The sequence below is a fragment of the Eubacterium sp. AB3007 genome (assembly GCF_000688015.1).
Classification (GTDB): domain Bacteria; phylum Bacillota; class Clostridia; order Peptostreptococcales; family Anaerovoracaceae; genus Aminicella.
Window position 1 is genome coordinate 118,652 of record NZ_JIAD01000001.1, and the last position, 25,350, is coordinate 144,001.

A 25,350-nucleotide genomic window follows, 5' to 3' on the forward strand; every position below is an offset into this window, starting at 1 on the left:
AGACTATGTACATACAAGAAAGAAGTATCGCACTCTATATCATTCTGACGATCGTGACCTGCGGGCTATTCTCGTTTTATTGGCTCTACTGTATCAACGAGGATGTGAAGCACGTATCGCAGGATGGCACCATGATGGATGGAGGACTTGTCATCCTGTTGACAATCGTGACCTGCGGGCTGTTCGGTATTTACTGGGCCTATGTCATCGCAAAGAAGCAGGACGAACTGCAGCAGCAGTGGTTCGGGACCGCCCCTGACCAGACGATGTGTATCGTCACCATCATCCTGTGGGTCTTCGGCCTGTCCATCATTGATCTGGCCATCTTCCAGGATACCAACAACAAGTTTGCAAGGACGGGAGCGATGCCCAGAGGATATTATTGAAAAATCGAATATTCCTCATGCACAATTTAAACGACGCGCCTCTTGGAAATGATTCCAGAAGGACGCGTCGTTTTTTACATATTGCGGAATATCAGCGGAAGGAGACCAGCTTCCCCAGATTTCTCGCCCATGCGCCCCAGCCCTCGGTCAGCAGTTTGCGACCGGCGTACATGGAGGCCAGAGAGTCATCCAGAGGAGGGGCGATTTCCACAATGTCGAATCCGATGATGTTCAGCTCAGCAAACAGCCTCTGCATCAGCGTCATGGCCATGCGGGAGGACAGACCTCCGAACTGAGGCGTGCCGGTGCCTCCAGCGAACCCCGGATCCAGTGCGTCGATGTCGAAGGTGAGATAGACCTTGCTGAACTTCTGCATCTTCATGATGCAGTCCTCTGCCACCGCCTCGATTCCCTGATGATAGCAGTCCCAGGCGGTCTTAACCTGCAGATCCGCCTCCCGGCTGAACTGAAACTCATCCGGTTCGATAGAGCGGATTCCGATGAAATACAGGTTCTCTGTGGAGGTGATATTCTCCATCTCCAGTGCCCGCTGCTCTGTTGAGCCGTGGGACAGTGGATCCCCCTCCAATTCAAAACTCAGATCCATATGCGCATCAATATGGATGATTCCGAAGGGCTCCTTCAGCGCCGCGTTGATGCCTCTTTCCACCGGGATGGTGACCGAGTGGTCGCCGCCGATCATGGTGAAGCGAGTGCCCTGTTCGACCAGCTTCTTCACAAAGCCTTGCACCTCTGCGAATATCTCCTCTCTGTTCTCTCCGACAAAATTTCCTGCATCCAGAACACGGAAGTCCGCATAATAATCCAACTGCTCCGTACAGGGGGTGGCGTGGTCCGTGTTGGCCCGCAGCAGATCCGGTGCCTGGGCCGCACCTCCGCGGTAACTAACCCCACCGTCATAGGGGATGCCGAAGATCACCGCATCCACATCCTTCGGGTCTGCTCCCGGGTTGTTCAACCCGAACCAGGTGTTCCCATCCTGTGCATGTATATTCAGATCAATCATAATAATCCCTCCTTTTCATTTGTATCATTATACAGGAAAAAGGAGAAAATGTAAAATCGCACCTACCGCTACCTGTCTGCGGCTTTCTACTCGGTGCCATTTTGCAAGATCGCCTTCACTTTCTGGTTGATCTTTCGGTCATACAGGCAGATCAGGATAATCTCTGTCGTAGTCAGTGCAATGACGATGCCAAACCCCAGATAGGCATGGTAGAAGGTTCCTGCTCCTGCCAGCATATAACCGCCAACACTGATGTAGCGGATGACGTGGATGACCTCCCGATCCAGGATGGGGCAGTTGTTCAGCTTCTCGATGGCCTTGCTCTCAACTGTGATGGAGAGCTGTACCAGTAGAAGCACCACGATATATAGCCGCATGGAGGGCGCGTGTGCCAGAGAGTGTCCGATCACGCCCGTCGCAAAAGGCAGCAGGGTCACAAAGAACAGCCACAGGCAGTTAATCAGGAAGATGCGGTGATTGATGTGCTCCGCGTTGGCGATGCTGTCGTGGTGCTCATGCCATGCCAGGAAGATCTGCAGGAAACTGATGATGTATGCCAGCATGGTGGGCCATTGGGCCGCTACGGCCCTGAAACTGGCCTCCGTGGGAATATCTAGCTGGAGTACCATGATGGTGGCGGCGATGGCTATGATCCCATCGGTGATAGCGAGTAGTCTGTTTTTATCGATCATACTTGTCGTTCCTTTCTGTTGATATTGTCCGCCCCAAAGGCGCGATGCTCCGCTGTAGAATCCCGTTCATGTGGGCGATGAGCAGACCGTAGTTGAGGAAGGGGACTCCCTGGGCGATGCTCCGCTTCGCCCTGGTGCGTATCTCTCTCTCCGTCAACATGCATCCTCCGCAGTGGATCACTAGCCGGTAGGAATGCAGATCCTCCGGGAAATCTCGTCCCGATACGGTCTCATGCACAAAGCCTGCCTGGCTGTGTTCTCGCAGCCATCGCGGGATCTTTACTGTACCGATATCGTTGCACTGTCGGTGGTGGGTACAGCCCTCGGCAATGAGGATCCTGTCTCCATCCTGGAGGGAATCTATGGCGTGGATCCCCTGTAATGCTGTATCCAGGAAGCCCTTGTATCTGGCCATCAGAATAGAGAAGGAGGTAAGAGGGATCTCCGCCGGAATGATCGCAGCTACTTCCCGGAACACCTGGCTGTCCGTGATGACCAGGGCCGGCGCGGACATGGTCTGTATCGTCCGCGCCAGCTCGGGCGGGCGGCAACACGCGACGATGCCGCCCGCTTCCAATGCCTCTCGGAGCACCTGCTGCTGTGGCAGGATGAGCCGCCCCTTTGGGGCGGATTCGTCCAAGGGGATCACCAGGATGATCTGGTCGCCGGGGTGAAGCAGGTCGGCGACCAGAGTGCGTTGCGCACCGGTAGCCTCCGCCAGGGCGGCGGCGATCCTTTCCTTCAGTTCGGGAATGCCATCACCGGTCAGTGCGCTGACATGCAGGGGCGCCGGAAAGCCCTCTCCGGGAGATGGCGTAGTCTCTTGCAAGTCCTCCTTATTGTACACGACCAGGTAAGGGATCTCCCGTTCCCTGAACGCTTCTAACAAGGCTTTGTCCGCGGGAACCAAGGCATGGGCCTCCGCCGCAGAGCCGTCGATCACCAGGATGGCAAGATCTGTGCGGTCCAACACCTGGCGGGTCTTCGCCACACGAAGATCCCCCAGGGAACCTTCGTCGTCATAACCTGGGGTATCTATAATAACCACCGGTCCGGCAGGCAGCAGCTCCATGGCTTTGTAGACCGGATCAGTGGTGGTGCCTGCCTGGGGGGAGACTACGGCCAGTGCCTGGCCGGTGACACGGTTGACAATGCTTGATTTTCCTGCATTGCGGCGCCCGAAGAAGGCGATGTGAGGCCGCTGAGCATTGGGTATATCGTTCATTTTCCTCTCCTTAAAACCGGAAGTCCCGCTTGCCCTCGTGGATATTCGTGATATATTCGGTCGCCTTGGCCCGGACCTTCTCGTTTGGGATCACGCCCAACTCTCGCTGGATCAGAGGATCGCCTACGGCTCGGGTGGCGGGGGAGGCGTAATCCTCCAGATACTCCTTCAGAGTCATCAGGGCGTTGGGGTGGCAGCAGTTGACGATCTGCCCGCTCTTCAGCAGGCTCATGAAGCGGTCGCCGGTGCGGCCTTCCCGGTAGCAGGCGGTGCAGAAACTGGGGACGTAACCCAGTTCCATGAGCCAGCGGACCACCTCGTCCAGTGTGCGGCGGTCGCTGACGTCGAACTGGGCGGAGTTCTCTTCTTCGGGTTCTTCCTCGACATAGCCTCCCACGCTGGTGCGGGATCCGCCGCTGATCTGAGAGATGCCCAGGTGGAGCACGCGCTCCCGGCTGGCCTGGCTTTCTCTGGTGGAGACGATCATGCCGGTGTAGGGCACGGCGATGCGGATGCAGGCCACAATCTTGGCAAAGGTGTCATCGCTGATGCCGTTGTCGAACACCTCCGGGTCGATGTCATCGGCCCGGCGGACCCGGGGGACGCTGATGGTGTGGGGGCCGCAGCCTTTGGCAGCTTCCAGATGCTCCGCATGCATCAGCAGCCCGATGAAATCGTACTGGTAGTTGTTCAGTCCGAACAGCACACCCAGGCCTACGTCATCGATGCCGCCGTCCATGGCCCGATCCATGGCCTCCGTGTGGTAGGCATAGTCGTGCTTGGGGCCGGTGGGGTGGAGGGCTTCGTAGTTTTCCTTATGGTAGGTCTCCTGGAACAGGATGTATGTACCGATGCCTGCCTCCTTCAGCTTCCGGTAGTTGTCGACGGTGGTCGCGGCGATGTTCACGTTCACCCGGCGGATGTCTCCGTTTTTGTGATGAATGCTGTAAATGGTCTGGATGGACTCCAGGATATACTCGATGGGATTGTTAACCGGGTCCTCGCCGGCCTCGATGGCCAGGCGCTTGTGCCCCATATCCTGCAGAGCGATCACTTCCTGGCGGATCTGATCCTGGGTAAGCTTCACCCGGCGGATGTGCTTATTCTTGTAATGGTAGGGGCAATACTCGCAGCCGTTGACGCAGTAGTTGGACAGGTACAGCGGCGCGAACATGACGATCCGATTGCCGTAGAATCGCTCCTTCAGTTCGGCGGCAAGCTGGTAGATCTCCTCGTTCTTATCCGGGAGCACGCAGTTCAGGAGCACGATCGCCTCCCAGTGGCTGACGCCCTTTCCCTCCCGGGCCTTTGCCAGGATCTGGTCGATCAGAGCGCGGTCAGCTTTGTGCTCCTCTCCGTATGCAAGACAGTCCAGGATCTCCTGGTGGTCGATGAACGCCGATGCGTTCGGTGACATTACGTTATACATAGATTCTATTTCCTCCTTGACCAGTGTTCGATATGTTAATTATCCAATAGAAAAGGCAGAAAGTATCGCATCTGCCGATACCACCAGGGCCAGTCATGGTTCACGTCATAGCCCCAGAAATCACACCAGGCATGGATCCCTTTGGCCTGGAATACTGACGAAAGATTCCGGAGTGTCCGTACACCGTCTTCCTCCCAGGCGCCCTGTCCGCAGCAGAAGATCATCTTACGCTGGTTGTACAGGTGGATATACGGGTGGTCTTCTGGCATGTTAGGCAGGAAGCATTCCGGCGAATTGTCATACAGGGTGCTGTTCATGAAATCCCCGAAGAACTCTCTGGAATCATAGATGCCGGACAGGGCGATCATCCCCCGGAACAGATCCGGCCGCCGCAGGAAGGCGATGGCTGCGTGATTGGCGCCCATGCTGAAGCCTGTGACCGCGGGGGTCTCTGGATTCCGGCTGCGGATCTGCGGAATGGAACGCCTGCGTGCCCGTGGATCAGCATATGCATGTCGCGGTTCAGATAGCTGCTGTACTGTTTGGTTTCTTCTCGATACATTCCAAACCTCTTTTCTATGTGTCACTTCAGAACAAAACCTGCGAACTGATCCATTTCTGTCTTTGTGCGGAATTTTGCCATGTACGCGTAGCGACCCATGGCAGGCCAGTCGATGGGGGGCATCTCCTCGTGCATCACCAGATCTGCTCCGTACCGGGCCAGGATCTCTTCCTCAGTATGGTGGAAGCTGTGCCCGTCCTTGCGGCTGGCATAGGCGCAATAGTAACGTTCCTGCGGCTGGGGGAATATCCTCTTTCCGTAGGCTGCCATTTCGGCGTAGATGCGGTAGGCATCGATGGACTGGGCGTAATTGATCATATCCGGATCGTGACCGCCGGGAGGTCGCATGTTCACCTCCATAACCGCATAGTCCCCGGCCTTCCCGATGCCTTCGTGGTCTCCTGCAAGCCGAATGAATTCGAAGTGGATGAAGCGCATGCTTTCTCCAAACGCCTTCGCTGTTCGTCTCCCCAGTTCCTTCAAGGAATCGGGGATCTCAGGACTGGTGTAGAAGAAAACATTGTCACCCTTCTGTACCGCATCGATCACCGGTGCATAGGTGTTCGTTGACTCAAACAGTGGCTCGCACTGAGCATCTAACACGGCGTCGTAGGTACAGATGTCTCCGGCCAGGAATTCCTCCATAACATAGGGGACCGAAGGGAACTGCTGATAGAAAGCAAGCAAGTCTGCCTCCGTATCCAGTTTGTAAACACCATAGGCACCGACTCCCACGTCCGGCTTGGCGATGAGGGGGTACCCGGTCTCGGCAGCGAAAGCTTTTCCGCTCGCAAGATCGGTAACGCAGTGCTGTCTGGCAGTGGGGATTCCGGCTTCCCAAAAGACCTTTTTCATCTCTGACTTGCGTATGAGACGCTGGATCTGATCAGCGCGAGGACCGTGCTGAACGTTAAAATCAGTTCGCAGGCGGGCATCCGTAGGCAGCCAGTATTCGTTCATGGATTCTATCCAGTCGACTCGCCCATACTTGTGGATAAAGAAGGCGACGGCTCGATATACCTGGTCGTAGTCCTCCAGGGAGGAAACATAGTAATACTCGCTCAGAGCGTTTTTCAGCGTATCGTTCAGGGAATCATAGGGCATATCTCCGATCCCAAGAACATTTACCTGAAGTTCTGACATGCATTTGCAGAAGTGGGTGCCGCACTGTGGAAACCCAGGTGAGATATATATATAATTCATTGTCACAATTCCTTTCTGTCGTGCCGGAAGGAGGGGTGATCTCCTCTTCCGAAATCAAGCCGGTATCCAATGCGCTGCATCCGAGTGGCAAGACTGTTCATTCCTTCTACTGATTCTGCGCTTGTGCTGAGCTTGTTGTCGTACAGCTCGTATTTCTCTCTTGCGTCCGGTGGAGAAAGGTTAGGCATCACCACGTTTGCACCGGCCAGGATCCCTCGCTCCCGCCCGTCAGCATCGATGGTGGACAAAGCCGTGGTTGCCGGAAGAAGCACCTTTGGGAGCATGATTCTTGTGAGGCTCAGGCAGGCGGTTGTCAGGTCCACCGGACCTGTGGGATACCTCCGAAAGGGGGTGTCGTGATGGGGTACAAAGGGCCCGATTCCTACCATCTCTGGCTCCAGTTCTTTCAGAAACAGAAAGTCCTTTGCCAGTGTTTCGGCTGTCTGTCCCGGTGTGCCTACCATGAACCCGGCGCCCACTTGATATCCCAGATCCTTCAGATCCCAAAGGCATTGTTTTCGATGCTCCCACCGCATGCTCCGGGGATGAAGCCGGGCATAGTGCGCCGGATCTGCGGTCTCGTGTCGAAGCAGGTATCGGTCGGCCCCTGCCTCCCGCCATGCCCTGTATGTCTCCCTTGGCCGCTCGCCTACCGAAAGGGTCACGGCGCAGTCCGGGAACTCTGCCTTGATCCGTTCCACCAGTTGGCACAAAGCCTTGTCAGAAAGGGCTATGCCGCCAGCGTCAGTCCCCCAGCCGCTGTCCTCCCCGCCCTGGAGCACGAAGGTCCGCAATCCCAGCGCATGCCCCTCTCGGCAGCATGCGAGGACGGCCTCTGGCGTTAGCCTGTAGCGGGCTGCGCAGTGGTTGCTGGCGCGCAGCCCGCAGTAGTAACAGTCGTTTCTACAATAGTTGGTGAACTCGATCAGCCCCCGGACAAAGATGCGGTTCCCAAAGTGGGCCCGCGCGATCTCCCTTGCGCGGGCCGCCAGATCGGCGCGAAAAGAGGTGCTTTCTGGCTCTGTCCTGGTCAACATCTCCAGAAGCTGGATCCACTCATAGCGGTTCATGCCGTTCATTTCTCTTCCGGCAGTTTGGCGTAGACCGCCTTGGCAGTCACGCCGGGGATACTTCCGATTTTACCGGACATGGCACTGATGGCATCCGCAGGACCGTCCACCGCGATGCTGATCAGAGAGATCTTGCGGTTCCGGTAGGGCAGGCCCATCCTGCCGATGATATACTGGCTGTACTGGTGAAGGATGTCATTCAGTTCGTTGCTTCGGCTGTCGTCCTCCACAACGATGGAGAGCATTGCAATTCTATTGTCCATAAAAAGAACTCCTTTCTGGGGGTGTGACGGTCCTTATGCGATTAATCGCTAATATTTGCGATTAATCGCATAAGAGGTTCCGCATACATGGATGGAGGAAGATCGACGCCGTGCGATGCGCCCTGAAGGCGAACTGGTCAATGGCGCTTCCTGATACAGAAAAAACCCCCTGCACCGAAAAGGGCAGGGGGCTGTTAATCGCGCATTTGCGTGTGATGAACTGCTTTGGGCAGGTGCCATTGAGGATGCCTGCGATTCCTTCCCGATCGGTGATCCTTGCGGTCAGTCTGGTTCTGTTTGAGTGGTTTCCGGGCAGGCGCGCCTTTCCGGTCACCGTTGTCATCATCATAACGTAGGGAAGGGGGAAAGTCAAGTGTTTCCCACGTGATCGCAGTATTCTCTGAGGGTTTAGCCGATCTCCTGGTGGAACATCGATCAGATCCGGCCCTCCGCTTCTAATTGCTTTGTGTAGGCGGTGATTTGCGCCAGACCGTCCTTGAAGTACTCCACGTCGCCGAAACCGTAGCCGATGCGGAAGGCATGATCGATCTCGAAACACATACCGTGACAGACCAGGGTGCCCATCTCATCGAACAGGCCCTGAGAGAACTCTTCTGCAGGGATGTCGAAATCGTACTCCAGGAAGGAGGTGGAACTCAGGCTGTCGCAGACCTCGTGGTAGTGGGGGTTCTCTGCCAGCCACTCGTGCAGGGCAGCGCGCCCTTCCTCTACGATAGCGCGATTGCGTGCGTAGACTTTGTCCGCGTTCTCCAGGATGATGGCTGTGATCAGCTCGTTGATGGGGCCCTCGCAGATGCTGTTGTAGGAGCGGAAGTTGTGCAGCGCATCGAAAATGCTCATATCGCGGGTGATGATCCAGCCCACACGGGTGCCGGCGCAGGAGAAGACCTTGCTGGTCCCGAAGGTGCAGATGCCTTTCTCGTAGACATCCACGATGGAGTGCATGTATCCCTCGCCCAGACCGCGGTAGATCTCATCCACAACGACATAGGCGCCGACCTTGCGGGCGATCTCTGCCAGTCTCTCCAGGTCTTCCTTGCTCAGGGTGTAGCCGGTGGGGTTGTTGGGGCTTGCCAGAGAGATCATCTTGGTGTTCTCGTCTACAGCCGCCTCGATGGAGTCAAAGTCCAGCTTCCAGCCGGTGGAGGCATCCGCAAAGGCACGCCGCACCTCGATCCCCAGGAACTCCGGAATGGAATAGAACATCTGGTAGTTTGGCAGGACGCTGACCACATTGTCTCCCGGCTCACAAAGTGTATAGCACACGATGGAGTTGGCGCCGGTGCCGCCGTGCACAGACAGGATCATGTCCTCGGTAACAACATCGGTGTACAGGTTTGCGATGGCCTTCTTCAGCCGGGGCATTCCCTCGAAGTAGCCATAGTGCAGGCTCATCTTGTCGATTTCATCATAGAATTCCTTTGGATCAGTGCCGGTGAACTCCAGCATTTCATTTACGGTGAATGGTTTGCAGCAACTGGATCCCAGATTGTACTTTGCCAGTGGGTCATAAGGGTTGAGCCAGTATTCTACTTTAAACTTATCGATATTCATTCTGTTCTCCTTTCGTTGTGGTGGCCTGCCGGTTTCGGCAGCCCGCTTTCTTAATAGTATCTTCTGCGTACGACCTCGTAGGTCCGGTTCTCGTCCCGGGAGTCGCGTTCGATTCTTCCCGGTGCGCTCTTGACAGAAGCTCCTGTCAGCTGGAACCCGGCTTTCTGGTAAACCGCGGCAGCGCGGTCATTGTCAGGATAGTGGATCAGCTCGACGCAGCCGATCGAGGGGAATTCCTTCTTGAATTCCTCCACACAGGCATCCAGCGAGGATACGCCATTTCCCTTGCCTTGCTGGGACTTGTCGATCATGATTCGGTGCAGGAACACGTAATCCGGATCACCTTCCACGAAGTAATAAAGAACGAATCCAATCAAGGTTTCATCGTCATAGATCGCCTTCGGGATGAATTCTTTGTACAGATAGCACTCTGCGATGGAGAAGAGATTGTCCTCGACGAATCCCTTCTGACTGTCTTCCATCTCCAGATCTGTCACTGGAATCAGATTGTCCTTAGTGATTTCTTTTAACCTGATCATGTTGTCCTCCTGATCTATTCTGCCCCCAAGGGCATCAGTTCGTTGCTACTCAGAGAGGGTACATCTCAGATCTCTGCCGTCACGCCCCTCTGTTTGGCATTTGCCAGTTCGATGGCGACCTTGGCGGTGGCCATGTCCAGCGCAGCCAGGCCGGTCGCATCGAAGATCGTGATATCTTCCTCGGATGTGCGTCCCTGTTTGGTTCCGTTCAGGACCTCGCCGATCTCACCGGCGAACTCTTCTTCTTTGATGACGCCAGTCTTGAAGGGGATCTCTGATTCGCCCACCTTGCAGCACTGGGCGATGTCGTCACAGAAGACTCTGGTTCCACGGAACAGTTCCGGGTCGATCTCTTCCTTCCCGACCATATCGGCGCCGATGCAGGAGATGTGTGTTCCAGGGCGCACCCAGTCCTTGCGGAAGAGGGGTGATGTGGCCCGGGTGATGGTGATGATGCAGTCTGCGGTCTCCACCGCTTCCTTCATATCTTCCATGACCACAAAGTCCGCCTGACCGGCATCGACCCCCAGCTCATCCGCCAGCCTCTGCGCCAGTCCGTCTGCGAACTTTTCTGCGAACTTCACATCCAGTGGGTCCACAATCTGGATCCTGGTGATCTGGGGCATGGCACTGATTACAGCGGCCAGTTGGAAGAAGGCCTGCCGTCCAGCTCCTACGATGGTAAGGGTGCTTGCATCCTTACGTGCCAGAGCCCTTGTGCTGACAGCGCCTGCTGCGCCGGTGCGCATACAGGTAATATAGGATGCATCCATGACACCCAGTGGGATGCCTGTGTTGGAATCAAATGCCATCAGGACGCCGGTGAATACAGGCAGGGACTTGCTTTCGTTGGCGGGGAAGTTGTTCAACAGTTTGGCTCCGTGAATGCCGACTTCGCCGAAGACGCCTCCCGAACGGATGTCAGATACGGCATTCTCCGGGAAGTGATGCTCCACCAGAGGCCATGCCACGGCTTCTCCCTTTGCTTTCAGTTTATAAACGGCTTCGACGCCTTCTATGACACGAGGCATCTCCAGGATCTGTTCCAGATCATTTCTAGACAAGATCTTAATGTTCATGATGATTTACCTCCTTTATGTTCTGGTATAATCATACTCCAATGTTTCACCGAATACCATTCAGATTATTTGTATTCATTTACAATAGAATATGCTATATAGTTTGGGGAAAATATAAAAAAGCGGATAAAATAAGTTGTATATTGTATTTAATTCTAATAATATATGATATAATATATGAAAAATTACAGGAGGATACCATGTATTATACGATTTCCGGGTTTTACAACACATATAAGGATCGACTGAACCTCATCTGTGGCGGGGGAGGCATGACCCGACGGATCCGTTCGGCTGGTGTACTGGATTATGAATTCCTGCCGGAGCTCCGAGGGAAGTACCGTCACAGCAACTTTCAGGAGGATCAACTTGTGATCACCACGTTTCTGTATGCCCGGGACAATGAATTTCTGATTGCTGACGCGGTGAAAAACCTGATTGCCAAAGGAGTCAGCGGACTGATCATCAAGAATGTCTTTCATCTGCAGATCCACGAAACCGTGGTGCGGTACGCGGACGCGAAAAACTTCCCTATCTTTGTTTCCGACTCCGCGGATCTGATCTTCGAGGATTTTATCTTCGATGTGATGGGGAGTGTCCGGAGAATGGAGTCGTTGGACTTTGTGCAGAAGGAGATCGACGCGACTCTGGCCAATGAGACCACCGAGGAGGAAGCCTATAACCACGGGATCAACCTGAATCCTTCTTTCGAGAACCAGCATCAGGTGTTCTATCTTCCCGTGGATGTAGATGCGCCGGACTTTTCGTATCTAAACCGGTTTCAGAGTTTTCAGGACAACCCGCTGAATCGGCCAGAGGATCTGCTGACCTTCTATGACGGGGGATTTCTGTACATCCATTCCTGGGAGCATCAGGATCCGGTGGCGGTGAGGACCCTTGCGGAGGAATTAAAAAAGAACTGTCCGGAGGCGGTCTGTATGGGAATCAGTGAGGTTCACTATTATCTGGGAGAGTTGAAACGGTCCTTGAAGGAGGCCATCTATGCGGCCAGGGTGGCGTCCCATGGAAACGTAGTGCGCTATGGAGAGCTGGGGAGTCTGCAGATCCTTCTGCCGCACTGCCGCAGCGATGCCATGGAGAGCTTCCGGAGGAGCATACTGGAGCCCCTTGCGGAGTATGACCTGGAGAACAAAGCCCATCTGCAGGAGACACTGGAAGCTTACTGCGAGAACGGATTTCGGTTTTCCGATGCGGCAGCGGCTTTGTCCCAACACGAGAATACGGTGCGCTACCGTATGGAGAAAATCGCAGAGGTGACAGGCCTTCACTACAAAAGCCCCCAGGAATTGCAACAGTTGGATCTGGCCTATCGGATCCAGCTGTGTCAGGAGATTCTGGAGAAGGCGTAGAAAGAAACGGGACGAGCGTTACGCTCGTCCCAGTGACGTATCAGGCCTTAAAAGTCGGAATTGCTGAAGGGCTTCTGGCTGCTGTAGAGGAGCAGATCCAGATCGGCCAGACGGTCGATGCAGTCAACGGACATGACACCAAGCCGCACGAAGGAGCCAAGCCTTCCGCAGTTCATCAGAAGGGAGGACAGATCGCTCATACGGCAGGTGATGGTGATATCCGGATCCACACCCGGCGCGTTGCTCCATTTTCCGTCTCGGAATGCGATGTTAAGTGTTTCGTCGGTATCAGCCATTTCATCGTGGTAGCAGAACCGGGCGTTGAGATCGATGCCTGGGAAAGTACGGTAATCTGTATGCTCCACGAATCCCGCAGGATCCAGAACCTTATACATGTTGCCGATGGCAGAGACGTTGGTCTGGAGGTAGCCGAAGGGAATGTAGTTTCCGCAGAGGTCTGCAGCATCATCCAGCAGGTGATAGAAGTCTTCTTCACCGGAACGGAGCACGATGGTCTGGGCCAGATCTCCCTGGTTTCGAAGGAATCCAAGCAGGGTCTTCAGCACCGTGCTGTCGCGGTAGATCAACTCGTCTACCACCAGCTCGTTCAGTGTATAGTTGGTTTCGCTGACATCCACCATGCGGTATGCAACATAACCCACCAGTTTGCCGTCGTCGTAATAGCCTGTGCGAAAAGTACTGAAGTCCCCTCGCATCTCGCGGATCTCCTCTTCGAATTTGATGAGCATACCGTGATTGCTGCGGGCGAAGGCCTCGTGGCAGGCCAGAACCTCATCCAGGTCATCCATGGTGAGCAGGCGGAGTGCGCTGAGATCGAGGCACTTGGGCAGTTGGGCGGTTTGCATATGGTACTCGTCCATCTTGGCCCCCAGACCATATCCCATCTTCCGGTAGAATGCCATGTTGAAGGGAAGCAGGATGGCCACATCAGACCGGCTCTGGGCATAATCCTCATAGTAGCGAACCATGGCCAGAGCCACACCCTGTTTCTTATACAAAGGATGGACGGCCAGAGACATGAGTCCCACGGCGGGCTGGATCTGACCATACAGATTGAGTTTGAAGTTTACAAGCTTCATCTGCGCGATGAGTTTGTCTCCCTCAAACATGCCCACGAACTCGACTTCCTTATCGGTGGTCATGTCCAGCATGAATTTCTCCCGGTAGGACTGACGGCATTCTTTGTCCAGCGACTTGAAGGCAGGGTATGCGTTCAGATAGATCTCAAGATATTCTTCCAGGTAGTCCGGGCCAACCGGACGGATTTCGCGTTTCTTGTCCATAGCGGTGCTCCTTTCTTTATGATAATATTATAAATTATTCTGACTGATTAAGCTATCGTAAATACTTGTAGATTAATACAAAGGGCTCTTCACGGGCAGAACACCATTTCCCTCTGTTCCGACTTGGTGTATAATATGGGTATTAGTCAACGCGATCTGCGTTGAAGGAGCCTGAAAGAGCAGGCTTTGTGTAAAGGGATACCGGAGGAGATCGTGCATGGAAAACAAGAACGTAGCGACTTTTGTGAAGATCGTGGAGTTTAACAACTTTACCCGGGCGGCGGAGAGTCTGGGCTACTCACAGGCGGCGGTGACTGCCCAGATCAAGACTATGGAGAAGGAACTTGGGGTGCCGCTGTTTGACAGGATCGGGAAACGGATCAGCCTGACGCAGGCGGGGAAAACCTTCTTGCCTTACGCGCTGAACATGCTGAAGGCGGAGGAGGAAGCGATCAACAGTGTCCGTCCACAGGAAGTACTGACCGGAGAACTTCGCATCTGTTCTGCGACTTCCTATGCGTCCAGTGTTCTGCCGGACATCCTGCTCAGGTATGCACAGCGTCACCCTCAGGTGCGGCTCGTGGTAAAGGTCTCGGATTATCCGGAGGACACCACACTGAAGGTGGCCAGGGGAGAGATCGATTTCCTGATCATGTTGGAGGAGCAGAACGCGCGTCCTGAGTTTCGGACAGTGACCAGTATTTATCAGCCGCTTGTCTTCCTCACCTATCCGAACAATCCGATCCTGGAGAATGGATCGCTGTCGCTGGCGGAGATCGTGGAGAATCAGTTTATCGTGGCGGACCGGGAAATCGGATACTCAGCTCTCCTGGAAAGGCAGCTTCGCCAAGAGGGGATCCCTTTCCATCCGGTGATGGAGATGGGCTCGGTGGATGCGATACTGCAGGTTCTTCTGGGAGGCCATGGCATCACCTTTGTGCCGGCGTTTGCCGCTTCTACCTACCTGGAGTCCGGCCAGCTGGTCAGCATTGGCTGTGAGGAGATCTCTTTCGATATGTACGCAAACTATATCTGCAGCAAGGATCGTTGGATGAGCCCGGTCATGAAAGAGTTTGTCAAGGTGGTGGAGGAGTACGCGTAGGGGAGACCAGCTCATCTGGAACAACTCACACACCAAAAAACAGGGCGCCTCGGTGGGCGCCCTGTTTGCATGGAAATGCGATTTACATGTTCTTCTTCAGCTGAACCTCTTCCGGCTCCTTCGGCATTGCGAAGAGTGGGATGAATCTGTCCAGACCGGTGAAGGTGAGGATGATCAGCGTAGCGACTGCGATCATCGCCATGAAGTTGTATTTGATGATGTCCACCTGTGTGATGGAGACCACCGGGTAGACGGCAGCAGCGATTCCTACATAGAAGCCCAGGTATACGTGCCAGGGGATCAGCTGGGAACCGAACACGCCCATAGCGTCGCCGAAGGTGGCGTTACGCAGAGCCAGCTTGTACTTAGCCTGCTCGTTGGCGCACCAGACGTTGTCTTCGGTGACCTGCTTGATAACAGGTCCGATGGTAACGATCTGCGCCATCTCATCGGAGAGGGCGGCGTTACCAAGCAGGGACAGGATGGCGTTGTAGCCAAGCAGGTGGCGGACCTTCCGCGCGATCTTGGCGATGAGCTTGGCCAAAGGCTGGAAGGCATCCATCAGCTGCATGACGCCGCCGAAGGCTGCGACCCACATCATCATGGGGATGACCCAGCTGCCGGCATCCTCGATACCAACGTACATGTAGTTATCAAGGAAGTCCTGGAAGCTTCCTGCGGTACCGGCAAACTTGCCCAGAATAAAGGAAGAGACGATACCGGAGCCGATGCAGGCGAAGGTGTTGACACCTGCGATGGCAAGGCCTACAACCAGAACCAGTGGCAGGGCCATGTAGAGAGCCACGCCCTTATCTACCTGCTCCAGCAGATCCAGAGCAACAGGCTTCTCTTCCTTGATGTAATCTATGGCATCCTGGGAGAGGTTGGCGTAGATGTCGAAATGCTCCACTGCATGTCCGGACAGTCCCATTAGCTGGCCGGCAATGAAGAAGGCGATCGCAGCCAGAACCAGGCAGCTGACAGACCAGACACCCTGGTGACGGATTCGGTCAACGACCTGTACTCCCTGGATACCAGAGGATACGATGGTGGTATCGGAGATCAGTCCGATGTTGTCGCCGAAGCAGGAACCGCCTGCGATAGCACATACGGTCAGCAGCGGATCACCGCCAACGATGTGGGACAGCCACAGGAAGATCGGCGCGCAGGCCGCGAACGTTCCCCAGGAAGTACCCGTCGCTACGGAAAGGATACCGGTGCAGATCAGACCGATAGCCGCCACGGTCTTGGCGGTGACACCCAGCATCAGGGCGATGTTGACGATAGCTGCTCCGACACCGTAGCCCATGAAGCAGTTGGCCATGGTGTAGGCCAGCATCAGGATGAACAATGCGACCAGGATGTTTTTCACAGAACCCATAGCCGCGTCCAGACACTCCTGCCATTTCTTCCTCTCAACCACCATCGCAACAACGACGGCGCATACGAACGCCAGAGGTGCAGCGATCATGGCATCTTGCCCGGAGATCATCAGTCCGGCCAGCAGGAACACCGGGACGAACTTCAGAACTCCCTTGATAAATCCAATCATAAAAACTTCCTCCTATAAAAAACCATAGTATAAGGCTGGCTTCCATCAAGGAACCAGCCCATAATTGCTATTATAGGATAACACATTCTTTTTTAGAATTGTAATAAATAATTTCTATTGAAACGATTGATATAAGTGATTGATGGTTTGGGGAATGTATTCCGTGATCAAATAGTATCTTCTCTAGATCCGTCACGGGGCCAAAACCGTGTCGGCTTGGATTGTACGGACGGATCACCCAGTTCTTCTGGATCTATGCTCGATAGATAATATTGATCGAAAGTATAAAATTTATTAGTTTTACAAAACATGAAAGGCGTGCTATTATACAGATAAAGAAACACAGGGCGCGCACCCCTTCTAAACATACTTACGAAATGTTAAAGGAGGAAATACAATGAGAATTAACAAGAGCACAATCGCAATCAGCGGAATCGTTACCATCCTTGCAGCAGTGGCAGCTTACCTGACACAGGACAACGTGGTAATCTACACACTCTGCTCGTTTCTCACCATGGCAGCCCTGACCGTCTGTGCAACCAGATGGATACACTACTCGTTTTGGAAGGAAAGGGCTGAGGAGAAGGTCGTGATGAGGGCAGAGCTTCTGAAGAAGCACTATCAGCCGTCCAGAGACTTGATCACGCAGGCGCAGTAATAATCAGAAAAAGACCGAAGAGTCCGGAAGGGCTCTCGGTCTTTTTTGCTTTGGTGTGCAGGATCAGTGATTCGGCTCAGACCAGCTGTACTTGGGGATCATGCTCCACCGGTCTGCCTCTGTGTGTAGAAGTTCGTGAGCACGGTGGGACATGGGTGCTCCCAGGTATTCCTTGTAGGTCAACTGCACTGTGGGGTTCTCATGGGAGAACCGGATGTGTTTGGTACTGTCGATGTTGTACAGCTCGCTGCCGCGCAGCTCTGCCATCTCGGTGCCGTCGTGGATGGGCTGTCCGCCGCCGCCGGCGCATCCGCCCGGACAGGCCATGATCTCCACAAAGTCGTATTCCACCTCTCCGGCCTTGATGGCCTCAAGAAGCTTACGGGTGTTGCCCAGGCCGTTGGCCACGGCGACCCGGAGTTTTCTCCCAGCGAAATTGAAGGTGGATTCCTTCCAGCCGTTCATGCCACGGACGTTCTTGAAGGCCTCTGCCGGCGGGTTTTCCCCGGTGACCAGGAAGTAAGCGGAGCGCAAGGCTGCCTCCATGACGCCGCCGGTCGCTCCGAAGATAACGCCGGCACCGGTGCCTTCTCCGAAGAAGTTGTCAAAGGGCGCTTCCTTCAGCTCTTCCACGTTGATGCCGTCGGCCATGATCAGGGAGTCCAGTTCACGGGTGGTGATGACCACATCTACGTCTTTGTAGCCGCTGTCGTTGACCTCCTCCACGTCGCACTCGTATTTCTTGGCGGTGCAGGGCATGATGGAGACGGAGTAGACGTTCTTCGGATCGATTCCCAGCTTCTCCGCCATGTAGGTCTTGGACAGGGCCCCAAACATCTGCTGCGGTGACTTGGCGGTGGACAGGTTGGGCAGGAATTCAGGATACTCGGCCTTCACGTACCGCAGCCAGCCCGGGCAGCAGGAGGTGAACATGGGCCACTTGTGCTCGTCTCTGGCTCCCAGCCGCTGGATCAGCTCGCTGCCTTCCTCCATGATCGTCATGTCTGCGGAGTACACGGTGTCGAATACATAGTCGAATCCGATTTCCTTCAGGGCAGCCACCAGCTTGCCGGTGGTCTGCTCCACCCGGTGCAGGCCCACCTTCTCGCCCCAGGCGACACGAACTGCCGGTGCGAACTGCACCATGACCACCTTCTCAGGATCGGCCAGAGCGTCCAGCACAAAGTCTGTATCGTTCCTTTCCTTCAGGGCGCCCACCGGACAGTGGGTGATGCACTGCCCGCACAGGGAGCAGCCTGCCTTGTCCATGGTCTTGCCATCCCGGACACCAACGGTGGTCCGCTGGGCTGTGCCTACCATCTCCCAGATGTGCAGATCCTGGATCTTGTCACATACCTGGATGCAGCGCATGCACTTGATGCACTTGCTGGCGGTACGGCGAAGAGGGAAGTCCCTAAGCCAGTTGTACTTGTCTGCGATATCGTCGTACTTGGGTGAAGAGATGCCCAGGTTGCGCGCGATGGTCTGCAAGGCGCAGTTGCCACTCCTGGTGCAGATGGCGCACTTGCAGTCATGCTCCGACAGGATCAGACGGACATTGGTCTTCCGAGCCTGACGGACCTTGGGACTGTTGGTGAGGATCTCCATGCCCTCTGCTACTTCGGTGTTGCAGGCGGAGATCAGTTTCTCCATGCCCACCAGTTCCACCACGCAGACACGGCATGCGCCGATGTTGTTCAGTCCCTCCCAATAGCAGAGATGGGGAATTTCGATGCCCGCATCGTGGGCGGCATTCAGGATAGTGGTGCCGGCCTGCACGGATATTTTCATGTTGTTGATGGTGATGTTTACCATTTGACCTGCCTCCCTCCTCTGAATGCGCCCAGGCTGTTGCAGTCACAGCGCAGGCAACGACTTGCTTCCTGGATGGCTTCCTCGAGAAGAAGCCCGTTTTCGAATCCGTCGAAGTCCCGGTTTCTCTCATCCGGATAACGAGAGGTGAGTTCGGAACGTCCGCAGGGGCGTTTGTCCTCCAGATCGGCATCCGGAATCTCGATGTCCAATACGACCTCATGATTGTATCCCAGGTAGTTGTCGATATTGGCGGCAGCTACCTTGCCCTGGGCGATGGCGTTGATGACTGTGGATGGTCCCGTTACGCAGTCGCCGCCGGCGAATACACCTTCCATACCGATGACCTTCATGGAAGAGTTGGTGTTCAGCTTGTTCCACAGGACGGAAACGCCTGCTTTCTCGAAAATACTGGAGTCGATCTCCTGACCAATGGCGGCCACCACGATGTCGCAGGGAACCACCTGCTCGGCTTTGTCGCAGGGGAAGGACTTGGGGCGGCCAGAGGAGTCGTACTCACCGACCTTCTGGGGCTGGAGCACCATGGCGGTAACGTTACCTTCCTCATCGGACTCGATGCGGACAGGGGTACGCAGTTCCAGCAGATTGCACCCTTCTGCGATGGCACCCTCGATCTCCTCGGGCAGGGCGGACATGTCCACCTTCCGCCGACGATAAGCGATGTCTACGTGGGAAGCCCCCAGACGCATGGCGGTGCGGGCCACGTCCATGGCCACGTTGCCGCCGCCGACAACGACCACGCGCTTGCCTTCGAAATCAGGATAGATGTTGTCGCCGATGGCCCGAAGCATATCCACGGCGGAGTAGACGCCGTTGCTTTCCTCGCCCTCGATGCCGATCATCTTGTAGTTGTGGGCACCCAGCGCCACGTAGACAGCGTCGTAGTCTTTGATCAGTTTCTTGATGCTGGCCTCGTTGTTGATATTGGTCTCCAGCTTGACGTCGATGCCTGCAGATAGGATGGAATCGATGTCCCATTCCAGTTTCTGGCGGGGCAGGCGGTAGCTGGGGATGCCGTAGCGGAGCATGCCGCCCAGTTGCTTGCGCATCTCGAATATGGTGGGCTTGTGCCCCATCAGTGCCAGATAGTAGGCCGCCGTCAGGCCGCTGGGGCCACCGCCTACGATGGCGATCTTCTTGCCAGTGTCGTCCATCTTCTGAGGGATGGGGACGGTGTCGGCACAGTGATCCACTGCGAACATCTTCAGGCCGCGGATATTCAGCGGGGCGTCCAGAATGTTTCTGCGGCAGTGCTTCTCGCAGGGGTGCTCGCAGATCAGGGCGCACACGGTGGGGAAGGGGTTGTCCTTCCGGATCAGCCGGACTGCATCGTCGTATCGGCCTTCCTTGACCAGCGTGATGTAACCCGGGATGTCCACCTCTGCCGGGCACTTGGCGATACACGGAATGGAGTGCCGGGTATCCCGCAGGTGATCAGCGCAGCGGTTCTTCTCGATGTGGGAGATGTAATCATCGCGGAAGCTCTTCAGTCCCTTCAGGACCATTTCGGCGGATTCGGTGCCGATGGCACAATCGGAGGAGACCTTGATGGATTCCGCGGTCTTCTCCAGGAGATCCAGATCCTTCATCCGGCTCTCGGTGTTCAGGCTCAGGATCTTGCTGATCATGATGATCATCTGCTCGATTCCCACCCGGCAAGGTACGCACTTGCCGCAGGACTGCGCCTGACACAGTCTGAGGAAGGATGCCGTCATATCCACCGGACACTGGCTGGGGGGACTGGCAATGATCCGTCTTTCCAGGTCCCGGTAGAGGCTTTCCATCTGCCGCTGGGCCTGATCCTTCTGTTTAAACTCTAATCTGCTCACTTGGTGACCACCATCCTCTCGTCATTTGACATATAATGTAACTTTTCATTCAATTTCACTACTTTGGCTCATTGTATCATATAATTATTGTGAAGGAAATATCGAAATTTGTATTTTACGAGAAAATAATCACGACGGTTGAATTCCGCGGCAGCTCATGGTATGATCGAGGTGGAGGATACTGTCCAGATTTATAGAGAGCCAGGGGCTGCACGCTCCTGGCTTTGTCGTGGCAGAGGAGGTGATATTGTTGGTATTTGAATGAAGAGGCCTGGACGAGTGCGGCAGCAGGCGCGGTTGCCAGATTCGCTTTTCAGGCACAAAGCATTCCACAAGCCTTGAGTAAGGGGATGTTGGGATACAAAATTTCTGAGAAACCGGGTTTTTCGTTTCCCAAGTGAGGATTGGTGAACCGGGGGGAATAGATGGAGCATGATCAGCCTTGATGGATACGGAAATCAAGGTTTTTTTGTTTTTTTGTATCCCGCACTCGTGTTTGAGAGTACAGAGGGAATGAACGCGCCAAATGAAAGTATATTGGAAACGGATTATATGTAAGATGTGGGAGGTGGAAAAATGTATTATGATATTGACAGCATTTTGAGGGAAGAGCTGGAAGCAGTGAACTACCTGCTGGACAACCTGGAGGTTCAAGATGATGGATCGATGCTCATGGTGAGGCCTTGCAAGAAGGAGTTCACATATCATCGCCGAGTTGCAGTTGTTGGGGAGGATGGAGAGCTCCATCGACACTCCGAGAAGTTGGGCAATGAGCGGCATCCCAAGGTGATCGAGATCAAGCAACAGAAATACAATCAAACGTTCCGGAAATTATTGGAGGAAGCCAAGGCCTTTCTGGAGGAAAACATTGGAAAATACAAGGGGTATGACATGGACACTGTGGAGGATGCCATGCCGGCTGTTTATCGGGATACGACGGGTCTGGTGAACAAGGATCCTGTGTTGATGACTGCTGAGGAATGGAGCCGTCGTCCTTACAAGCGGAACCGCTATCCATACGGGCCGGAAGCCAATGTGAACAGCAAGGGCGAACGAGCGCGATCAAAGTCTGAGGTCATCCTGCATGATCAGTTGACCTTTCTGGGCATCCCCTTTCAGAGCGATGTCGACATCCCGTTGGTGGACGAATCCGGTGCGAAGATCCACAAAGATGCGGATTATCTGATCGGCACGATCCATGGAAAGAACCCGATTCTTGAACATCTCGGAATGCTATCCCATCAGGAGTATAGGGACAAGGCAATTAAAAAACTGGAACTGTACATCAACAATGGCTACACTCTGAACAAAGATCTGTTTCTGACGGCAGATAACAGAGATGGGAAGATCAACGCCTATGCAACCATGCAACTTCTGCGACGTATGATCTTGCCAAAGACTCGGGCCTGATGACAGAGTGCCGGCCCCCTTCCGGGGGGTCGGCCCTGATACGTGGACCGGCTACAATGCTGCAGTAGGTGCGGGCTATAATGATCAGTAGTGCGGGCTATAATGATCAGTAGGAGGTGGGCTATAATGATCAGTAGGAGGCGGGCAATAATGCTCTGTAGGTGGCGGTTGCCCAAATCGAAAATTATGTGTTTTCTGTTGCATGTACAAGGGAAATAAGCCGCTGGGATACGGTTTTTCTCAGAAAGACTGTTTTTCGTATCCTGAACAAGATATTTGTGAAGAAATGTAACGTTTTTTTTGAAAAATGACATCAGGGATACGGAAATCGTGTTTTTTGAGGTTATTGGTTTCCAAGCCTCTGTATGGGGGTAAAATGGAAACAAAAGTAGTGGAATCCTAGGTATTGGCAACGGTCACCGCACGTCAGCACCAACGGTCGCCGCATGGCAGCCCCTCCCCGGCACCGACCCACACCACAAGCGCCCGACCGCTGGAAATGTCCACGATTATCGTGTATAATAAGCTCGTTGCAGGCGGTCGCTTCGTCCTCGACGTGCGAGCACGTCAGGAGCTTTGCTCCGCCTTAAATGATCAGCAAACAGGAGGGCGCAGTGGAAAAGCAGGGAACGAGTATCTTTCATAATACAGTGGTGGTGTGGGGGACCGCCATGCTTTGCTGCGCCCTGTGGGGAAGTGCCTTTGCGTGTGTCAAGAAATCCTACCAGGTGTTCGATGTGGCCGGAGGAGACACGGCGTCCCAGATCCTGCTGGCAGGCTGTCGGTTTCTGCTGGCGGGACTCATCGTCATCGCCGTGGGAAGCATGCAGCAGCGACATTTCCTGTTTCCGGCCCGAGGCCATCTGCGCTACGTGGCCACACTAAGCCTCTTTCAGACGGTGGGACAGTATGCGTTCTTTTTTATTGCGCTGGCCCACATGAGTGGCGTGAAGGCCTCCATCATGGATGGGATGAACAGTTTCATAGCGATCCTCATTGCCGTATATGTCTTCCGCCAGGAGATCATGACCCGGCGCAAGGTGGTGGGCTGCCTGCTGGGCTTTGTGGGACTGGTGCTGGTCACCATGGATGGCAGCACCATCACCTGGGAGTTCCACTTGCTGGGGGAGGGGGCCATCCTGCTCAGTGCCATCAGCGCTTCCACCTCCACCGCCCTGATCCGTCGGTTCACCCAGCATGCCGATCCGGTAATGCTCAGCGGGTATCAGTTCACCCTGGGAGGCCTGGTGATGATCCTGCTGGGGCTGGTGTTTGGAGGGCATCTGCATCTGCTGGCCTGGTGGGGGATCCTGCTGCTGGTCTATATGGCCTGCATTTCTTCGGTAGCATACACCCTGTGGGGCGTTCTCCTGAAGTACAACCCGGTGTCCAGGATCAGCATCTTCGGGTTCACCACACAGATCTTTGGGGTGGCCATCTCGGCAGTGGTCCTGACGGAATATGAGAAACTACAGCCGGTGCTGTTGCTGTCGCTGGCGCTGGTTTGCGCAGGAATTTATATTGTCAACCGAGGGGGAGAGGCGTGATGACAGAGCAGTGATCAGCCCAGCATGTACTTTACCGCTCGGTCTACCAACATGGGTGTCTGGTGCAGCAGGTCCTCCAGATACACCCGCTCGGTGAGCTTGTGGAAGTCCTTGCCCCAGGGTCCGATGTTGATGCAGGGCATGGCGATGGCGCAGATGGCGTCTACCGGGAGATCGTAGAGGTCGCCATACAGGGGCATCTCCTCCCGCAGCGCCTTCTCCACTCCGGCGGGGTCGCTGAGGCCCGTGAAGCTCAGGTCTGACAGCCCGGAGAAGAAATACTCTTTGTCGTACTTCTGGCCGAACTGGTCAGCCGCATAGGACTGCAGTTGGGGGAACAGCCCGGCGATCTGCGGGTCGGTCTTCTCGTATTCCAGATTCGAAACGCAAGGATAGTAGGGCGGTACCAGCCCGTAGACTATCCGGGGCGCGATATCTGGCACATAGTCATAGACAAAATCCACCAGCGCCAGATCGCATTCCACGATGGAGAGGTTCTCCTGACGCATCTGCCGCCGGAGGGATTTTTTCTTTTCGGCAAGGGCCTTGCGGAAGGTTTCTCCGCGAGCAGCCTCCGCCTCTGCACAAAGCTCTCTGAACCCGGTCACCCTGTTCTTCCATGGAAGGTCGGCTTCCGGCCGTCCGGTCTTGGCGCAGAAGGTGCGCCAGGCTTTGTTCATGGAGGAGAGCACCGCATCAAAGGAATCGCTGCAGATCTTCTGAAGGTGTCGCAACAGTTCCGGAGGCGTCATGGTCAGGTTCAGCACGCTGAGACAGCCGTAGGCGCTGAGGGGTAGGGACACGTCATAGACGTCCTTGCTGTCTTTGGCGTAGAGCCAGGTTGGGGGCATGGCGCTCTCCCCCTGGCAGAAATCGGCGAGGTCCATGTTCAGCTCCGTGCGGCGGACGATCTCGGACAGGACGTTCACGGGGTTCAGGCCTTCGAACACCTTGCCGCAGTGGGACAGAGACCCGCGTACGTATACGAACGCCATCATCTTGCCCATGGACCCAAGGGAGATGATCCCGGTATCCGCCTTGCGGCGCTGGTGGGGCTCGGAGTTGATCATCAGCTTGTAACGCAGTCCGTAGTTCTCCTTCATTTCAGCCAGAAGGCGTACCGCGCCCCGCATGCCAGCGGAGAGGTTTTCTTCGTCCGGAACGCCGATGACGATCACGTTCCCCTGGAAATCAGGGAGTTCTGTGTACTGCTCCAGCAGGGTATACTGGATGGCGCCGCCGCCTTTCATGTCGCAGATCCCCCGGCCAAAAGCGTAGTCACCGCTTTCGATGTCCGCCCGGGTCTCTCCGGAGAACAGGGCGATGTTGTCCAGGAGCTGCTCCCGCAGGGCATCTGGCGCCAGGGCATAGTCTTTCAGGTCGCGGAAATCTTCGATCCCCACGGTGTCGTAGTGGTGAACCATGACCACGGTGTCCGGCCCCTCTCCCTTGCACAAAGCCCAGAAGACCCCGCGTTCATGGGGATCTGCGGGGATCCGGTAGATGCCGTAGTGATCCGGATGGGCCTGGTAGTAGGGGATCGCAGAGAAATGATCCAGAAGGAAATCCTCCACATTCCGCTCCTGCCGGGTGTCGGTGAAGGAGCAGACGTTAACGTACTGGTGAGCCGTCTGGGCGATGCGCTCGGCCGCCCGTTCAAAATCGATGGGGTGGTTCATGGGAGCCTCCTTGGTC

General features: G+C 55.1%; 23 protein-coding genes. 6 read left to right on the top strand and 17 right to left on the bottom strand.

The features are described 5' to 3' along the window. Positions 1–5 precede the first annotated feature (5 nt). Entirely contained in the window at positions 6–386 is a 381-nt protein-coding gene (locus P156_RS13225) for a DUF4234 domain-containing protein (protein ID WP_027868478.1), read from the top strand. Between the two features lie 91 nt (positions 387–477). On the opposite strand, the gene speB is transcribed toward P156_RS13225, so the two are convergent. The 12 genes from speB to P156_RS0100595 form a co-directional block, all read right to left on the bottom strand. Further along, on the bottom strand, positions 478–1,413 hold the full coding sequence (speB, locus tag P156_RS0100540) for an agmatinase (protein WP_027868479.1): 936 nt from the start codon (positions 1,411–1,413) through the stop codon (positions 478–480). Positions 1,414–1,499: 86 nt separating this feature from the next. Next, positions 1,500–2,105, bottom strand: coding sequence for a TMEM175 family protein (locus tag P156_RS12585; protein WP_051600454.1), 606 nt, complete (start codon positions 2,103–2,105; stop codon positions 1,500–1,502). Then, positions 2,095–3,330: a [FeFe] hydrogenase H-cluster maturation GTPase HydF gene (hydF, locus tag P156_RS0100550; protein ID WP_027868480.1), complete on the bottom strand. Its 1,236-nt coding sequence runs from the start codon at positions 3,328–3,330 to the stop codon at positions 2,095–2,097. Before hydF ends, P156_RS12585 begins: the two co-directional genes overlap by 11 nt. A 10-nt stretch (positions 3,331–3,340) precedes the next feature. Continuing rightward, positions 3,341–4,759, bottom strand: coding sequence for a [FeFe] hydrogenase H-cluster radical SAM maturase HydG (gene hydG, locus P156_RS0100555; protein WP_027868481.1), 1,419 nt, complete (start codon positions 4,757–4,759; stop codon positions 3,341–3,343). A 35-nt stretch (positions 4,760–4,794) separates the two neighbouring features. Beyond that, a complete protein-coding gene (locus P156_RS10995; RefSeq protein ID WP_255344203.1) occupies positions 4,795–5,346 on the bottom strand; it encodes an alpha/beta hydrolase-fold protein in 552 nt (183 codons plus the stop codon). Further along, positions 5,343–6,524: an acetyl-CoA carboxylase biotin carboxylase subunit family protein gene (locus tag P156_RS0100565; protein WP_027868482.1), complete on the bottom strand. Its 1,182-nt coding sequence runs from the start codon at positions 6,522–6,524 to the stop codon at positions 5,343–5,345. The genes P156_RS10995 and P156_RS0100565 overlap by 4 nt, the downstream gene beginning before the upstream one ends. A gap of 2 nt (positions 6,525–6,526) precedes the next feature. After that, positions 6,527–7,594: a [FeFe] hydrogenase H-cluster radical SAM maturase HydE gene (hydE, locus tag P156_RS11000; protein ID WP_081818557.1), complete on the bottom strand. Its 1,068-nt coding sequence runs from the start codon at positions 7,592–7,594 to the stop codon at positions 6,527–6,529. A 5-nt stretch (positions 7,595–7,599) separates the two neighbouring features. Beyond that, complete coding sequence (locus P156_RS0100575; protein ID WP_027868483.1) at positions 7,600–7,857, bottom strand: TM1266 family iron-only hydrogenase system putative regulator; 258 nt, start codon at positions 7,855–7,857, stop codon at positions 7,600–7,602. 61 nt (positions 7,858–7,918) lie between these two features. Further along, positions 7,919–8,206, bottom strand: coding sequence for a hypothetical protein (locus P156_RS13230; protein WP_185752094.1), 288 nt, complete (start codon positions 8,204–8,206; stop codon positions 7,919–7,921). A gap of 86 nt (positions 8,207–8,292) precedes the next feature. Next, entirely contained in the window at positions 8,293–9,432 is a 1,140-nt protein-coding gene (locus P156_RS0100585) for an aminotransferase class I/II-fold pyridoxal phosphate-dependent enzyme (protein ID WP_027868485.1), read from the bottom strand. Between the two features lie 50 nt (positions 9,433–9,482). Continuing rightward, a complete protein-coding gene (locus tag P156_RS11005; RefSeq protein ID WP_051600460.1) occupies positions 9,483–9,971 on the bottom strand; it encodes a GNAT family N-acetyltransferase in 489 nt (162 codons plus the stop codon). Positions 9,972–10,036: 65 nt separating this feature from the next. Continuing rightward, on the bottom strand, positions 10,037–11,050 hold the full coding sequence (locus P156_RS0100595; protein ID WP_034801978.1) for an ornithine cyclodeaminase family protein: 1,014 nt from the start codon (positions 11,048–11,050) through the stop codon (positions 10,037–10,039). A 200-nt stretch (positions 11,051–11,250) separates the two neighbouring features. Between P156_RS0100595 and P156_RS0100600 the strand changes: the two genes are divergently transcribed. Then, positions 11,251–12,420 carry a PucR family transcriptional regulator gene (locus tag P156_RS0100600; RefSeq protein WP_027868487.1) on the top strand — a complete coding sequence of 390 codons (1,170 nt, stop codon included), beginning with the start codon at positions 11,251–11,253 and terminating at the stop codon, positions 12,418–12,420. A gap of 47 nt (positions 12,421–12,467) precedes the next feature. On the opposite strand, the gene eis is transcribed toward P156_RS0100600, so the two are convergent. Next, positions 12,468–13,724: an enhanced intracellular survival protein Eis gene (gene eis / locus P156_RS0100605; RefSeq protein ID WP_027868488.1), complete on the bottom strand. Its 1,257-nt coding sequence runs from the start codon at positions 13,722–13,724 to the stop codon at positions 12,468–12,470. A 217-nt stretch (positions 13,725–13,941) separates the two neighbouring features. Between eis and P156_RS0100610 the strand changes: the two genes are divergently transcribed. Further along, complete coding sequence (locus tag P156_RS0100610) at positions 13,942–14,826, top strand: LysR family transcriptional regulator (protein WP_027868489.1); 885 nt, start codon at positions 13,942–13,944, stop codon at positions 14,824–14,826. Positions 14,827–14,908: 82 nt separating this feature from the next. On the opposite strand, the gene P156_RS0100615 is transcribed toward P156_RS0100610, so the two are convergent. Further along, positions 14,909–16,378: a Na+/H+ antiporter NhaC family protein gene (locus tag P156_RS0100615; RefSeq protein ID WP_051600462.1), complete on the bottom strand. Its 1,470-nt coding sequence runs from the start codon at positions 16,376–16,378 to the stop codon at positions 14,909–14,911. A gap of 397 nt (positions 16,379–16,775) precedes the next feature. Between P156_RS0100615 and P156_RS0100620 the strand changes: the two genes are divergently transcribed. Next, positions 16,776–17,036 carry a hypothetical protein gene (locus P156_RS0100620; protein WP_027868491.1) on the top strand — a complete coding sequence of 87 codons (261 nt, stop codon included), beginning with the start codon at positions 16,776–16,778 and terminating at the stop codon, positions 17,034–17,036. Between the two features lie 63 nt (positions 17,037–17,099). Here P156_RS0100620 and P156_RS0100625 read toward each other — a convergent pair whose 3' ends face one another. Together P156_RS0100625 and P156_RS0100630 are read right to left on the bottom strand one after the other, a co-directional pair. Next, on the bottom strand, positions 17,100–18,851 hold the full coding sequence (locus P156_RS0100625) for an NADH-dependent [FeFe] hydrogenase, group A6 (RefSeq protein ID WP_027868492.1): 1,752 nt from the start codon (positions 18,849–18,851) through the stop codon (positions 17,100–17,102). Continuing rightward, on the bottom strand, positions 18,845–20,698 hold the full coding sequence (locus P156_RS0100630; protein WP_027868493.1) for an NAD(P)-binding protein: 1,854 nt from the start codon (positions 20,696–20,698) through the stop codon (positions 18,845–18,847). Before P156_RS0100630 ends, P156_RS0100625 begins: the two co-directional genes overlap by 7 nt. 576 nt (positions 20,699–21,274) lie before the next feature. Here P156_RS0100630 and P156_RS0100640 point away from each other — a divergent pair. Both P156_RS0100640 and P156_RS0100645 read left to right on the top strand, forming a co-directional pair. Continuing rightward, complete coding sequence (locus P156_RS0100640) at positions 21,275–22,108, top strand: hypothetical protein (RefSeq protein ID WP_027868494.1); 834 nt, start codon at positions 21,275–21,277, stop codon at positions 22,106–22,108. A 614-nt stretch (positions 22,109–22,722) separates the two neighbouring features. Further along, complete coding sequence (locus P156_RS0100645; protein WP_027868495.1) at positions 22,723–23,655, top strand: DMT family transporter; 933 nt, start codon at positions 22,723–22,725, stop codon at positions 23,653–23,655. A gap of 14 nt (positions 23,656–23,669) precedes the next feature. Here the strand turns inward: P156_RS0100645 and P156_RS0100650 are convergent, their stop codons facing one another. Next, positions 23,670–25,334, bottom strand: coding sequence for a M20/M25/M40 family metallo-hydrolase (locus P156_RS0100650; protein WP_027868496.1), 1,665 nt, complete (start codon positions 25,332–25,334; stop codon positions 23,670–23,672). Positions 25,335–25,350 lie beyond the last annotated feature (16 nt).